12 protein-coding genes are annotated in these 15,598 nt (G+C 32.9%); 9 read left to right on the top strand and 3 right to left on the bottom strand.

Annotated elements, in window-relative coordinates:
• The 8 genes from BM246_RS06450 (at position 1) to BM246_RS06415 (ending at position 9,477) form a co-directional block, all read left to right on the top strand.
• Positions 1–1,011, top strand: coding sequence for a dipeptide epimerase (locus BM246_RS06450; RefSeq protein WP_042502294.1), 1,011 nt, complete (start codon positions 1–3; stop codon positions 1,009–1,011).
• The gene (locus BM246_RS06445; protein WP_074936623.1) at positions 1,011–2,060 is read left to right on the top strand and encodes an aminotransferase class I/II-fold pyridoxal phosphate-dependent enzyme; all 1,050 of its coding nucleotides are present in this window, start codon (positions 1,011–1,013) and stop codon (positions 2,058–2,060) included. Before BM246_RS06450 ends, BM246_RS06445 begins: the two co-directional genes overlap by 1 nt.
• 75 nt (positions 2,061–2,135) lie before the next feature.
• Positions 2,136–2,558, top strand: coding sequence for an OsmC family protein (locus BM246_RS06440; RefSeq protein WP_042496220.1), 423 nt, complete (start codon positions 2,136–2,138; stop codon positions 2,556–2,558).
• Between the two features lie 149 nt (positions 2,559–2,707).
• Positions 2,708–4,402, top strand: a complete 1,695-nt coding sequence (gene recJ / locus BM246_RS06435; RefSeq protein ID WP_074936620.1) for a single-stranded-DNA-specific exonuclease RecJ — start codon at positions 2,708–2,710, stop codon at positions 4,400–4,402.
• Between the two features lie 69 nt (positions 4,403–4,471).
• Positions 4,472–5,740 carry an MFS transporter gene (locus BM246_RS06430; protein ID WP_074936618.1) on the top strand — a complete coding sequence of 423 codons (1,269 nt, stop codon included), beginning with the start codon at positions 4,472–4,474 and terminating at the stop codon, positions 5,738–5,740.
• Between the two features lie 119 nt (positions 5,741–5,859).
• Positions 5,860–7,656, top strand: a complete 1,797-nt coding sequence (lepA, locus tag BM246_RS06425; RefSeq protein ID WP_042496228.1) for a translation elongation factor 4 — start codon at positions 5,860–5,862, stop codon at positions 7,654–7,656.
• A gap of 12 nt (positions 7,657–7,668) precedes the next feature.
• A complete protein-coding gene (locus BM246_RS06420) occupies positions 7,669–8,226 on the top strand; it encodes a hypothetical protein (protein ID WP_074936616.1) in 558 nt (185 codons plus the stop codon).
• Positions 8,227–8,229: 3 nt separating this feature from the next.
• The gene (locus tag BM246_RS06415; RefSeq protein WP_074936614.1) at positions 8,230–9,477 is read left to right on the top strand and encodes a CotH kinase family protein; all 1,248 of its coding nucleotides are present in this window, start codon (positions 8,230–8,232) and stop codon (positions 9,475–9,477) included.
• A 7-nt stretch (positions 9,478–9,484) separates the two neighbouring features.
• Here BM246_RS06415 and BM246_RS06410 read toward each other — a convergent pair whose 3' ends face one another.
• Genes BM246_RS06410 through BM246_RS06400 form a run of 3 tightly spaced genes read right to left on the bottom strand, consistent with a single transcriptional unit; the run spans position 9,485 to position 13,637 of the window.
• The gene (locus tag BM246_RS06410) at positions 9,485–10,249 is read right to left on the bottom strand and encodes a LytR/AlgR family response regulator transcription factor (RefSeq protein WP_074937127.1); all 765 of its coding nucleotides are present in this window, start codon (positions 10,247–10,249) and stop codon (positions 9,485–9,487) included.
• Positions 10,250–10,256: 7 nt separating this feature from the next.
• Positions 10,257–11,267: a sensor histidine kinase gene (locus BM246_RS06405; protein ID WP_074936612.1), complete on the bottom strand. Its 1,011-nt coding sequence runs from the start codon at positions 11,265–11,267 to the stop codon at positions 10,257–10,259.
• A 15-nt stretch (positions 11,268–11,282) separates the two neighbouring features.
• Positions 11,283–13,637 carry an outer membrane beta-barrel family protein gene (locus BM246_RS06400; protein WP_074936610.1) on the bottom strand — a complete coding sequence of 785 codons (2,355 nt, stop codon included), beginning with the start codon at positions 13,635–13,637 and terminating at the stop codon, positions 11,283–11,285.
• 730 nt (positions 13,638–14,367) lie between these two features.
• On the opposite strand from BM246_RS06400, the gene glgA reads away from it, so the two are divergent.
• Entirely contained in the window at positions 14,368–15,570 is a 1,203-nt protein-coding gene (gene glgA / locus BM246_RS06395) for a glycogen synthase (protein ID WP_074936608.1), read from the top strand.
• Positions 15,571–15,598 lie beyond the last annotated feature (28 nt).

Here is a 15,598-nt window from a genome sequence, read left to right as displayed (position 1 = left end):
ATGCAAATACAATTAAAGGCTTACAACCTAAAACTCAAACATACATTCACCATTTCTAGAGAGTCTCACGACATTCAACCTAGCTTAATTGCTTGTCTTACCCTAAACGGAAAAACAGGCTATGGTGAAGCTACATCTAACCCGTACTACAACATTACTGTTGAAAGTATGACGGCAGAAATTAACGCAATTTCAACTGAAATCGAAAACTTCAACTTTACAACACCAGAAGTTTTTCATGCATTTTTAGTTGAAAAAGGATTAACCAATTTTGCTATTTGCGCTTTAGATTTAGCTGCTCACGATTTATACGGCAAACTAGAAGGTAAATCACTTTATAATATTTGGGGAACAACTTTAGAAACATACCCAACCACCAATTACACTATTGGTATTGCGAGTATCGATAAAATGGTTGCTAAAATGAAAGAAATGCCATGGCCAATTTACAAAATAAAACTTGGCACCAACGACGATGTTAATATTGTAAAAGCATTAAGAAAAGAAAGTAATGCTGTTTTTAGAATTGATGCTAATTGTGCTTGGACGGCAGATGAAACTATTAAAAACGCACCGCTTTTAAAAGAGTTAGGTGTTGAGTTTCTAGAACAACCATTAAAAGCTGATGACTGGGAAGGCATGAAAAAAGTAATGAAGCATTGCGTTTTACCAGTAATTGCAGACGAAAGCTGCATTGTAGAAAATGATGTGGAAGCTTGTGGAAATCACTTTAGCGGTATAAATATTAAGCTTACCAAATGTGGCGGATTAACACCTGCTTTGCGCATGATTAAAAAAGGTAAAGCCATGGGTGTAAAAGTTATGGTGGGTTGCATGACGGAATCTACCGTTGGTATTTCGGCCATTGCTCAACTTATACCTCAACTAGATTATGTTGATATGGATGGCGCCCTTTTACTTAAAGAAGACATTGCAAATGGCGTAATTATTAAAGAAGATGCTAATGTTATTTTCCCAACTTTAGGAGGCAGTGGCGTAACTTTAAAATAATGGTTTATAATTTAGATTCCTTTCCGTCTAACCACATTTTAATTGAAGGTAAAAACTACCTTTATTTTGGTGGCACCTCTTATTTGGGGTTACAAACTGATGTGGATTTTCAAAATATATTTATTAAAAATATTAGAAAACACGGAACGAATTATGGCGCGTCTCGAAAATCTAATGTACGCCTAAATATATATGACGAAACGGAAGCCTATTTATCTAAATTAATTGGCAGCGAAACTTGTGTTAGCTTATCTTCTGGATATTTGGCCGGACAACTTATTGCTCAAAGTTTAAACACTAAAAAGCACAGTTTTTTTTATGCTCCAAATACGCACGCCGCATTAAATTTATCGATTACAAAAAATAAATCGACCCAATCTTATAGAGAGCTAAAAGCCATTTTAAGTTTACATTTAGCAAACCAAACAGAACAAACTCCTGTTGTTTTTTTAGATGCTATAGATTTTTATGGTACAAATTTCCCTGATTTTGAAGCTTTAAAATCGTTACCACTTTCTGATATTATTTTAGTGGTAGACGATTCTCATGGCATTGGTATTACTGGTGAAAATGGTAGTGGCGTATTTAAAACTATTCAGGCATTAAACCCTAAAGAACTTATAGTTTGCTGCTCCTTAGGTAAAGGTTTCGGAATTCAAGCTGGTGCTATTTTTGGATCTAAGTACAGAGTTAACAAATTAGAAAGCACGGCATTTTTTGGAGGTTCTAGTCCTGCTGCTCCAGCTAATTTAGCAACTATAGTTAGCGCAGAAAATATTTATACTGCGAAACGAAAAACGCTGAAACATAACATCGATTATTTTATAAACAATATAGAAAACCTTGAAAGATTTAAGTGGATGAAAACACACCCTGCTTTTAGCTTTTCTAATGAACAATTAAATAAACATCTTGAAAATAATAACATTATAGTAACTAGTTTTAGGTATCCCGATGAAACATCACCTATAATGAGTAGAATTGTAATTAGCGCAGCCCATACAGAAGAAGATATTAGCAGACTTTGTGAGGTATTGAATGGGTATTAAAACCTTACTGCCCTATTTTAAGAAAAGCACTTTTACATTATTTTATACTATTTTTGAGCAAACAAATTAAGAAAAATGAAAAATTTAGTTACCACAACCTGGTTAGGTGAAATGAGATTTGAAAGCACAAACCCATCAGGACACAATCTTTTTATAGATGCAGGTGAAGAAAACGGTGGAAAAAGCGAAGGTTACCGTCCAAAAGCATTGATGCTATCTGGATTAGCAGGTTGCTCTGGGTTAGACGTGGCATCATTAATTAAAAAAATGAAATTAGAAGTCAACGACTTTAAAATAGAAACCGAAGCCAACCTAACTGAAGAACACCCAAAATATTACGATAAGGTTGCTATGCACTTTCATTTTTACGGCAATAACTTAAATGAAAAAAAGCTTCAAAAAGCAGTCGATTTATCTATTGAAAAGTATTGTGGTGTTATGGAAATGTTTCGCCAATTTTCAGAATTAACCATAGAAACACACTTTCATTCAAAATAATATTTTCAAGTATAATAAACGCAATAAAACTCGCTAGTCTTAAGTTAAATTACATAAGTAATAAAGCTCTATAGTTCTTAGTATTTTATACGAAGTCCATTAAAGTATAAAGTTTTAATTACATTTGAAACCTCTTAAAGAAACACAAAATGCGTTGGACATTAAAAGAAAAACCACAGGCAGCAGAAACTGAAGCTTTGCAAAAAGCATTAAATGTAGACGCTACCACAGCAACATTACTTTTGCAACGTGGTATTAAAACTTTTGAAGAAGCAAAAACTTTTTTCCGCCCTAGCTTAACAGATTTACACGATCCATTCTTAATGAAAGATATGGACAAAGCTGTGGCGCGTATAGAAAAAGCAATAGCAAACAACGAAAATATTTTGGTTTATGGCGATTACGATGTAGATGGCACCAGCTCTGTGGCGCTTATGTCTACCTACCTTAAATCAATACATAATTTGGTTTACACGTATATCCCAAACAGGTATGATGAAGGTTATGGCGTCTCCTATAAAGGAATAAACTTTGCACTAGAAAATAATTTCACTTTAATAGTTGCTCTAGATTGCGGTATTAAAGCCATAGATAAAGTGGCGCACGCTAAAGAATTAGGCATAGATTTCATTATCTGCGACCACCACAGACCAGGCGAAAAAATTCCAGATGCGGCAGCCGTTTTAGATCCAAAACGAGAAGATTGCAACTACCCATATAAAGAACTTTGTGGCTGTGGTGTAGGCTTTAAACTTATTGAAGCCTTAGCTTCTAAAGAAGGGAAAACAGCCGAAGATTTAACCGAATATTTAGATTTAGTAGCCACGGCTATTGGAGCAGATATTGTTCCTATAGATGGTGAAAATCGTGTTCTTGCTTATTTTGGTTTACAGGTTATTAACACCAATCCTCGACCAGGAATTAAAGCCATTTTAGCGCAAGTAGAAAAAACAGAACTAACCATAACCGATGTTGTATTTATTGTAGCACCACGTATTAATGCTGCTGGCCGTATGAAACATGGTAATTATGCGGTAACCTTATTAACCGAGGAAGATGATGAGTTAGCGACTAAATATGCCGCAGAAATTAACGATTACAATCTTGAGCGTCGCGAAACAGATAAAAGAATAACAGAAGAAGCACTTGTCCAAATTGAAAAAAACAAAGAACAAGACCGCCTAACCACAGTTGTTTACGATAAAGATTGGCATAAAGGCGTTATTGGTATTGTAGCTTCTAGATTAACCGAAACCTACCATAGACCAACTTTGGTTTTCACTAAAAGTGGTGAGTTTTTAGCAGCATCGGCACGCTCAGTAAAAGGTTTTGATGTTTACAATGCCTTGGAAGCTTGTACCGAACATATTGAACAATTTGGTGGACACAAATACGCAGCAGGATTAACATTAAAAGAAGAAAACTACGAAGCCTTTAAACAAGCTTTTGAAGACGAGGTTTCTAAAACTATAGATAGAAACTTACTTACACCCGAAATAAAAATAGATTTAGAAATAGATTTAGACAACATTACGCCTAAATTTAATAGAATTTTAAAACAATTTGCTCCTTACGGCCCAAGTAATATGACACCTGTTTTTTTAACCGAAAACCTAATTGATACCGGCTACGGAAAACCAGTTGGTGCAGATCAAACTCATTTAAGATTAACAGCTACGCAAGCCGGCACATCTAAAAATGTTGTTGGTATTGGTTTTAGCATGGCAGATAAGTTCGAAATAATTTCAAATGGCAAACCATTTAAAGCCGTTTATTCTATAGATGAAAACGAATGGCAAGGTAACGTAAGCTTACAAATGAAAATACGCGACATTAAGGCTTAAAAATAAAAACTTGGCATCTAACATTACACAAGTGAAAACTAAAATTCCTGTCTTCGCAGGAAGGTAATTATGGCAAAAACTGATCCCTACGCAGCATTGCGTATTAAAGAATTCAATATATTTTTATTAGTCCGCTTTCTCCTTGTTTTTGGTTGGTCTATGCAATTTATTGTTATTGAGTGGCAAGTTTACAGCCTTACAAAAGACCCTTTATCTCTTGGTATTATTGGTTTAATGGAAATTATTCCAGCATTTACCATGGCTCTTTTTGCTGGACATATTGTAGATCAAAAAGAAAAACGAAATCTCTTAGCTACTTGTATTTCTGCTTTTTCTCTAATAAGTTTTGGGTTATTTATGCTCACTTGGGATAAAATTGTTGGTGACTGGAGTTCTAAAAGCATATTATATTCCATTTACGCCTTAGTCTTTTTTGGAGGTTTTTTACGTTCCTTTTTTGGACCAACAATCTTTTCTCTTGTAGCTTTAATTGTTCCTAAAAAAGTATATCCAAACGCCGCCACATGGAACAGTTCAACGTGGCAAATGGCAGGTGTTTTAGGCCCCGCTTTAGGAGGTTTCACCATTGGTTGGATTGGAGTACATTGGTCGCTATGCATCATATTCGGACTCATCCTTATGTCCTTTTTCATCTTATTACAAATAAAACGTAAACCTATTTTAAACCCTAAAATAGGCGAACCTGTAATAGACAGCTTAAAAGAAGGCCTGCGTTTTGTATTTAAAACCAAAGCCGTTTTAGGTGCCATGACTTTAGATATGGTTGCCGTACTTTTTGGTGGTGCCATTGCATTGCTCCCTGTTTTTGCACAAGACATTTTAAAAGTAGGTAGTGAAGGTTTTGGCGTATTACGTGCCGCGCCAGCTGTTGGCGCTTTTTTAACTATGTTAATTACAGCATATATTCCGATAAGTAAAAATGCAGGCATGAAATTATTGGTTGCTATTTTCGGTTTTGGAGTATGTATTATTGTATTCGGGTTATCTAATATATTCTGGATTTCGGCAATAGCCTTATTCTTTAGCGGCATGACAGATGGTGTATCTATGGTGATTAGACAAACCATTTTTCAGATAAAAACACCCGACCACATGCGTGGACGTGTATCGTCGGTAAACTCTATGTTTGTAGGATCTTCAAACGAGTTAGGCGCATTTGAAAGTGGCGTTACTGCTAAATTTTTCGGTGCCGTTACTGCCGTGGTTTTTGGAGGCACTATGACATTAATTACTGTGGTTGCAACAGGTTTAGCTTCTCCTTCTTTTAGGAAATTAGATTTAACTGAAGATTTAAAAGCTCACGAAAGTGATGATTAATTTTTACTTCATATTAAATTGAAATCAAAACAATGTAAGAAACCTAAAAAGTCTAATCGTAAAACTCAATGAAAACAGCTATCTTTGGCAAATCTTCGCTTTTTTGAAGACTGTTGACTATGAAGAACATTAGAAACTTTTGCATTATTGCACATATTGACCACGGGAAAAGCACACTTGCCGACCGTTTGTTAGATTTTACAGGCTCTGTAACCGCTAGAGAACAACAAGCCCAACTACTAGATAGTATGGATTTGGAGCGTGAACGTGGTATTACCATAAAATCGCATGCCATCCAAATGGACTATGAGTTAGATGGCGAAAAATATGTTTTAAACTTAATTGATACACCTGGCCACGTAGATTTCTCTTACGAGGTTTCTAGATCTATTGCAGCCTGCGAAGGTGCGCTTTTAATTGTAGATGCCGCACAAAGTATACAAGCACAAACTATTTCTAACTTATACTTAGCTTTAGAGAATGATTTAGAGATTATTCCTGTACTAAATAAGGTAGATTTACCAAGTGCAAACCCAGAAGAGGTTACCGATGATATTGTAGATTTACTAGGCTGCGATCCAGAAGAAGTTATTCACGCTAGTGGAAAAACAGGTTTCGGTGTCGAGAATATTTTAAAAGCTATTATCGATCGCGTTCCTGCTCCAAAAGGAGATCCCGACGCACCTTTACAAGCCTTAATTTTCGACTCAGTTTACAATACATTTAGAGGTATTGAAACGTATTTTAGAGTTTTTAATGGTGAAATAAAAAAAGGACAAAAAATTAAATTCGTCGCTACAGATAAAGAGTATTTTGCCGATGAAGTTGGAACTTTAAAACTAACTCAAGTTGCTAAAAAAAGCGTAAAAACTGGAGATGTAGGCTACTTAATTACAGGTATTAAAACCGCTAAGGAAGTAAAAGTTGGTGATACCATTACCGATTTTGCCAATCCAACTACAAATATTGTAGAAGGTTTTGAAGACGTAAAACCAATGGTATTTGCTGGTATTTACCCTGTAGATACTGAAGATTACGAAGAGCTTAGAAACTCTATGGAAAAGCTACAACTTAACGATGCCTCGTTAGTGTTTGCTCCAGAAAGTTCTGCAGCTTTAGGTTTTGGTTTCCGTTGTGGATTCTTAGGAATGTTACACATGGAAATTATACAAGAACGTTTAGAACGTGAGTTCGATATGACGGTAATTACTACTGTTCCCAATGTATCTTACCATGCTTACACAAACAAAAACCCGAACGAAGCTTTTATTGTAAATAACCCGTCGGATTTACCGGAACCTACTACAGTAAATCGTGTTGAGGAACCTTATATTAAGGCTACTATTATTACAAAATCTGATTTTGTTGGTAATGTGATGTCTCTTTGTATTGAAAAACGTGGTATCGTTCTTAATCAAACGTATTTAACACCGGAACGTGTTGAGTTAACTTTTGAAATGCCTCTTGCAGAAATTGTATTTGATTTTTACGATCGTTTAAAAACAGTTTCTAAAGGGTATGCTTCTTTCGATTACCATCCTATCGGAATGAAAGAATCAAAATTAGTACGTTTAGATATTTTATTAAATGCACTTACTGTTGATGCGCTTTCTGCCTTAATTCATGCTGATAACGCACAGAATATTGGTAAGAAAATGTGTGAAAAATTAAAAGAATTAATTCCACGTCAGCAATTCGATATTCCAATTCAGGCGGCTATTGGTGCAAAAATTATTTCGAGAGAAACAATTAAAGCCCTTAGAAAAGATGTAACAGCAAAATGTTATGGTGGTGATATTTCTCGTAAAAGAAAACTACTTGAAAAACAGAAAAAAGGTAAAAAACGTATGCGTCAAGTTGGTAATGTAGAAATACCTCAACAAGCGTTTATGGCTGTTTTAAAGTTGAATGATTAAAACATTTTTAAAATGAAAAAAATTATTTTTTTAGCTTTCGCTTTAATTCTTTTTCAAAATAATTATGCTCAAAAACACTTTTCTGCAGAAATCCTAACAGGTGTTGGGTTTAACAAAAACCTAACACTTGTAAATGAAAGTATTGAGAATTACAATGTATTTACAACTCAAGTAAATGCCAACTATCAATTCAACCTTTATAAAAAACTATTTGCAGAAACAGGAATAGGTGCGCAGTGGTATTTTAACTCAGGAGATGTTGGTGTTTCTAATTTTAAGTCAACTAGTTTACACTTAAATGTACCTTTTATAATTAGCTATCCTCTGTTTAAAAAAACTAGTATTGGCATAGGTGCAGCCTTGTCAAACAATAAAAGCTTTGATGATTTTGATTTTAGGGCAAACCATAACATTAGAACTTCGCTTTTATTAAAAGGAGCTTATATATTAAACAGCAACTTTAGTCTGCTTCTAATAGCCAAACAAAACCTATCGAATACTCCTGATTTATACTTAATAAATCAACCAAACTTTGATGTCTCAGTAGGTATTTCCTATAAAATATTTTAGTACATGAAAACATCTTATACTTTCTTTTTTATTTTACCCCTATTATTACTGAATTGTTCAAAATTTAATGAAGATTTAAAAGGAGACTTTATTAAAGCAGATGAAGCATCTATTTCTGATTTCGACACAGATTTCCCTGTTTTAAATATTTCGGTAAATCAAGAAGAATTCAATAACATGTACTTAAATTATAATGATGGTATTGAAATTGAAGCCTTTTTAAACCTATATAGAAATAACGAGCTTTTAATTTCTGACGAGTTAATCGAACTTGAAATAAAAGGCACAGAATCTGCAACTTTTGAACTAAAGTCTTTAGGTCTTAAATTTGACGATACTTTTGAAAACAAAAACAACGTTTTAATAAATCCAGATTATGTGCTTTCTCATCATTCTATCGAAAAGATAAAATCTTTTCGATTACGAAATTCCGGAAATGATTTTAAAGAAACCTTATTAAAAGACATCTCATACACTCAACTAGCCATTAATGCAGATTTAGATCTCGATTTAACATACTACGAACCAGCTATTGTTTTTATAAATAATAGTTTTTCAGGAATAATGAATCTAAGAACAGAAGGCAATACCAATGGTATTTCTAGATTAAATGATGTTAAAAAGAAAGCAATAACATTAGCAAAAATTAACTACCCAAGTGAAATCGAAAAAAAAGATGGTAATTTTGACCGTATCGATGATTTCATTGAGGCTATTGAAAACAAAAATATTCAATATCTAAAAGAAAACGTTGATATCAACAATTTCATTGACTACATAATTTTCAACACCTATATATCAAACGTGGATTGGCCTTATAACAATGTTAGATTTTATGCTGTTGACGATAAACCTTTTAGATTCATTACTTATGATTTAGATTGGGCTAATACTCGAAAAACGGACGAACACCCTTTAGAATTCATAAAAAGCCCTACAAAATACTCAGCTAAAGACGCTATAAAAAATCCTATTACAGACCTTTTCAATATCTTATATGCAGATACTGATTTTAAAAATCAATTTAATAACAGGTATCAATCAATTGTAGACAGTAAGGTGCTTTCATCTAATAATTTTAATAATATTGTAGACAAAAACTATAATGCTATTAAGGAGTACATGCCAACCCATATTAGTAAACACCATGATATCAATACTATGATTGAATGGTATAGAAATATTGAATTATTAAAAGAAGATTTCAAAAAAAGAGAAGAAAACATCGAAGACTTAAATCCTCTATTTTAATAAACATTTACTGCTCCAACCACCTTCTAAAATCGGAAGTTGTTGACGAACTCGTCATCACTTTGTCTTTAATTCCTGTTACTGTAATTAATAAACGGTTTTTAAAATGACTTTCTATATTTTCGATACCATCGATACTGATAATTTCACTTCTATTTATTTTAAAAAATTTACTGGGATGTAATTGACTATGGATAGCTCCTAAATTTTGAGAAATAGTATGGCGCTTTCCTTTTAAATCGGTAGCCATACAAAAATCGCCAGAAGCTTCAATTTTAACTATATCTGAAACACTTAATAACTGAATGCCTTTCGACTTCTTTATAACAAATCGTTTTTTATAACTGGTGTGCTCTTCTTTCAAAGCTGACTTTAGCTCGCTTATTGTTTCTTGATTTAATGCCGTGTAATGCCCTTGTTTAAATAATGATTGGTATTTCTCGATAGCTCTTTTAAAATCCAACTGCGTGTATGGTTTTAAGATATAAGCAATACCATTGGTGTTAAAAGCTTGAAATAAATAATCATCGTGAGCCGAACAGAAGATAATAGGCGTATTTATGGAAACATCATTAAACAAATCGAAAGAAAGCCCGTCTAACAGCTGAATATCCGATAGAATAAAATCGTAAGTATTATTCGTCAACATCGGTTTTCCTTCACTTATAGAGCGCGCCCAATCGTGAGGAATTTCATCTTCAAAGTAATCGTTTACAAAGGATAGCAACTTTTGGTATGCTGGTATTTCATCTTCTAAAATTAAAATCTTCATACTGTTTTCAATTTTCTTCAACTAAATTAATAATCGGAATTGCTATTTTAAATACCTCTTCTGTATCAATAATAACAACCTCTTTATCTGATAAGAATTTATAACGTGTTTTCAAGTTCTCTAAACCCGTTCCAAACGATTCGTTTTTAGATATAATATTAGACTTCGTGTTAACAACCGTTAATTCATTTTCATCAATATAAACTACCGTTTTTATAGCACTTCCGTCAACGGGTTTATTATGTTTCACTACGTTTTCTAATAATGTTTGTATTGCTCCTGTTGGTATAAACTTATCTTCAATATCGGTTTTCTTTTCTATTTTAAAATCGTAATCTGTTGCAAAACGTGTTTTAATTAAAAACATATAATTTTCGGCTAGTTCAATTTCTTCGGCTAATTCCATTACCTCAGCATCTTTGGTTTTTATTAAATACCTATAAATAAGCGACAACCTATTAATATACTCTTTAGCTTTTACCGTATCACGATCGATAAGTGCATCTAGGGTATTTAAATTATTGAACAAAAAATGCGGGTCTATTTGTGAACGGAGTAATTTAAGCTCGTTTTCTTTTTGTTGTTTTTCAATTTTTAAATATTCGGTTTGCCCTTCATAAAACTTTTTAGTAAGAAATAAAGCAAATGGAAAGGCCGATTGCTGAGTTCCTAAACTAATCATTTGTAAAACAAAATCGATACCCTTAGGGAATTTTGCCCAATCGTTAGACCCTGTCCAAAAGCCTATAGTATAATCGATTCCAGGAATAATAAGTAAAATTAAAACGCCATAAATTATAAACAACACGTATTTTTTTTGAACAACTACTTTTGGTATTAACCAAAATGTAAATAAAAAGATAACGCTTGTAACACTTATAATCTCGACAGGAAAATCGATTAAATATTCTCTCAGCAATGCATCTCGTTCAATATAATACTTACCTTGAATAATAAACGACACCAAAAAATAAACGCCTAAAATTAGAAAATCGGTTCTATTTATTTTTTTATTCATAGTTATACAAACATATTAATTATTATCATTAATTCTATTTTCTTCATCTTCAGAAGCGTTTCTTCTACTTGTCTTTTTTCCAAATTTAGACCCAAAACTATACGATAATCTTAATTGAATATTCTGCCTCGACTGGTTACTCTCTACTTCAGCATACAAACCATTATAATCTATAACCCCAACAAAACCTCTATTTAAAATTTTACTAAGCGCTAAATTTACTTTTAGTTTATCGTCTAAAAACTTTTTACCCAAAGAAAAATTTAAGTCGGCAAACCAATCGGTATCAAGACCTCCTTCTAAAGCCCCTGTTCCGTAGTTTCCACTAACTTCTGCATTAATTTTCCATGGTAGCTCGTAACTAGCTTGAGTAAACCAAATTAAGCTCCATTTTTCTAAATTTAAATTATTAGTGGCAGATCCAAATTTATTCTGACTCACAATTATTCCCGTATATCCTTCTACGTTATTTATAAAACTTAAAGGACCAAATAGTCTAAAATTCCAGTTTTTACTATCGCTTAAATTAATAGTTGTACGCTCTATTTGTGCAGTTTCATTATCTTGAGAAACAAACTGAAACATATCGTCTTTAGTTTCGCTGTAAGCTATTGCAAAAAATGGCTGCCCATCGAAGGTTAAATTAAATTGATATTTATTGGTGAATGATGGTTTTAAATTTTCGTTACCAACATCTGAAGATAATGGATCGTAATACGTAACAAACGAATTTAAAGTATTATAACTAGGCCTGCTAATACGGTAGCTATAAGCTAGACTTGCTGCTAAATTTTTATTTATTTTTCTGCTTAATGCTGCACTTGGGAAAAGCTTAGAAATTTTCCGTTCTCGTGTTTCATTATCACTGCTAGAAGTCCCTTTTGTATTGCTATCCTCAAAGCGTAACCCACCAGAAAAAGACCATTTACCCTCTGTGATGTTAATTTTAGAATAGAGTGCAAAAATGTTTTCATCTACCAAAAAAATATTGCTTGCCGTGTTATTAAACTCAAAATCACCATCTTCATTTTCACTAAAAGATTGCAAATCGCTATCTGTATTTACCTGAGAATATTTTGCACCAACACTTAGTTTAAAATCTTCAGAAAGCGTACGAACATAATCACTCCTAAAGGTTTTAATTTGGTAATTTCCGTCTTGTAAATACCTTTGGTTTGTGTAAGCAATAGTACTACCGTCTACAGATGCCAATGTGTTTCTATTATCATTTTTATAATCTACATAATTAAAATCGGCGGTAAGTTTATGCCCTTCTGTTTTAAACTCATAATACGGATTGATATTAAATACTTTTTGGTCACGATTAAAGCTATTTTCAGAATACAAAAAATCTGTAGTGCTAGCTGTGGTTATAATATTTGCACTGTTTGCAACTCTATCAGAATTTGTGTTACTGTTTTTAACTCCAAAACCAATAGAATGTTTATCGTTGATATAATAATCAATACTACCACTAATTCTAAACGTTTTTGGATTATAAGGTTCAATAGTTGCTTGGTTATAGTTTTCTTCTCCAATGCTTCTATTAATAAACAAATCTTCACGCCATGTTGGGCTCGAATAGCCTGTACTAGCTTGCCAATTTAACTTGTTTTTATAACTAGCAATAGCTGCACTTGTACCATGCTCAAAGCCTTCATCTTCACCAACCCAAGTAGACACACTACCATGTGTACCTAATTTTACGTTTTTCTTTAAAATAATATTAATAATTGGCCCAGACCCTGTGGCATCAAACTCCGCTCCTGGTTGCTCTACCAATTCTACTTTAGCTATATTATCGGCAGGCATATCACGCAACAGTGTATCCATGTCCATATAATCGGTAGTTTTTCCGTTTATCAAAATTCTAATATTACTTTGCCCAGCATAACTAATACCATTATTGGTAACAATAATTCCTGGCACGCCACGCATAATATCTTGTAAATTAGAATTTATCATTTCTGATTGTTCCAAATCTATAATCAATTTCTCGGCCGTTTGCCTAATTACAGGGCGTTTATGGGTAATTACAATTTCATCTAAAACATCTTCTGCTAAGTTAAAATCGAAAGTTTTCGAATTATTCTCTATCAGAAAAGCATCGCACCTTTTCAACTTAAACCCTAATACCGAAATTTCGAGATAGTAATTTCCGTTTTCAACATTTTCAATTTTATAAAACCCTGATTCGGAAGAAATAACACCAGTAACAATTTCTTTTGAAGTTGCACTATGTAGTATAACATTAGCAAACTCTAAGGGCTTGTTACTTTCATCTAAGATATAACCAGAAATATTGTTTTGAGCATACGCCGAAATAATACTTATAAAAAAAATGATGAGTGTTTTAATGATTGTGTTCATAACTGTTCGATTTTTTGATATACCAAATTTGAGTAAAAACAGCTAGGTTAAAAAACAGAATAATATCAAATGGGATAAAAAAAGGTTGAATTGGTATTATTTAAAGTTGAATTATTTTTGGCATTCAAAGTATAGCTCCCAACTATTTATCATCACAAAACCCCTTAATTATATAAATTTCATCATCTAATATATGGCTCTCCTTTTTTTCTTTAAACACTAAAGAAAAACAATAACTATTCTTCAAGCCTTTTAGGGTTTAAGTAAAATTAATTATTGAATAATTCGATTAAACTCGATAACACCTATTTTTCTTCAAAAATAAAATTCGATCAAATTTGTTAACAATAATTTTGTATGTTTATAACATAGGAAATATTATTAATAATTAAACTTGCAAAAACACTTAACAACAGGGTGCTTTTCTGAAAATATTTTCCATTTAATTAATATTTTTTCACATTAATAGTTACTAACAATTTTTCAAAATTCGGGCATCGTTTTGTTGTAAAAGCAACAAAACATAGTATATAAAAATGATGTTTATATTTTTTAAAAATTGTAAGAAAAAAAGGAAACAATTAGACAAATTGTTTTTACTTTTATTGTGATAGTAAACAGGTAATATTGATATTCCTATTCATGATACATTTAAATATTCAAAATACAACTGCTCCAAACCGTTTTGAAATAAATGTCTCTAACGACTCTAAAAAACAAAAACAACTAAATGAAAGCACTTTTTTACACAAGAGAATTTCCACCGTATGTTTACGGAGGAGCCGGCGTACATGTTGAATATTTGGCCGATGAGCTGTCCAAATTAATGAAAATTGATGTTCGATGTTTTGGAGACCAAGACTCTAAATCGGATAATTTAAGTGTAAAAGGTTACCCGTTTGAGAACCCTATTTTTGATGGTGCAGACGATAAATTAAAATCGGTATTTAAAACACTAAGCACCGGTATACAAATGAACACAGAGCCTATTGATGCCGATGTTGTACATTGCCATACTTGGTATGCTCATTTTGCTGGTATTATAGCAAAACTTTGTTACGGTACACCATTAGTGATTACCACACACTCCTTAGAGCCTTTACGCCCTTGGAAACGCGAACAATTAGGTCGTGGTTACGACGCCTCTTCTTGGGTAGAAAAAACAGCTATTGAAATGGCCGATGCCCTAATAGCGGTCTCAGAAGAAACTAAAGAAGATGTTCTTAAACATTTTGATGTAGACGAAAGTAAAGTACACGTTATCTACAATGGTATTAACTTAGAACAATACGTAGAAACAAGCGAAACAGCAACTCTAGATACTTATGGTGTTGATAAAACGAAACCTTATGTACTTTTTGTTGGTAGAATTACACGCCAAAAAGGAATTATACATTTAGTAAACGCCATAAAATATATAGATCCGGATACTCAAATTGTACTATGTGCAGGCGCACCAGATACACCAGAAATTGGTGAAGAAATGAAAAACGCCGTAAACGCAGTTAAAAAAACACGTGAAAACGTAATTTGGATTGATAAAATGGTAACTAAGGAAGAAATTATACAGTTATATTCTCATGCTGCTGTATTCTGTTGCCCTTCTATTTACGAACCTTTTGGCATTATAAACATTGAAGCTATGGCATGTAACACAGCCGTTGTAGCAAGTGCTGTTGGTGGCATTAAAGAAGTGGTTGTACATGGCGAAACCGGACTTTTAATTCCGTTAGAACAACAAACCGAAGCACCTTTTGAACCTATTGATCCCGATAAATTTTCGAGAGATTTAGCCCATGGTGTTAACCAAGTTATAAGCGATAAAAACTTAAGAGAAACCATGGCAAAAAATGGAAGAAAACGTGTTGAAGATTATTTTGACTGGGTAGCCATTGCAAAACAAGTAGAAACACTATACGAATCAATAATATAACGAACAACTAAGCACTAAAAAACTAAAA

The sequence above is a fragment of the Algibacter lectus genome, from assembly GCF_900112395.1.
Classification (GTDB): domain Bacteria; phylum Bacteroidota; class Bacteroidia; order Flavobacteriales; family Flavobacteriaceae; genus Algibacter; species Algibacter lectus.
This window is presented reverse-complemented; position numbering and strand designations above follow the sequence as displayed.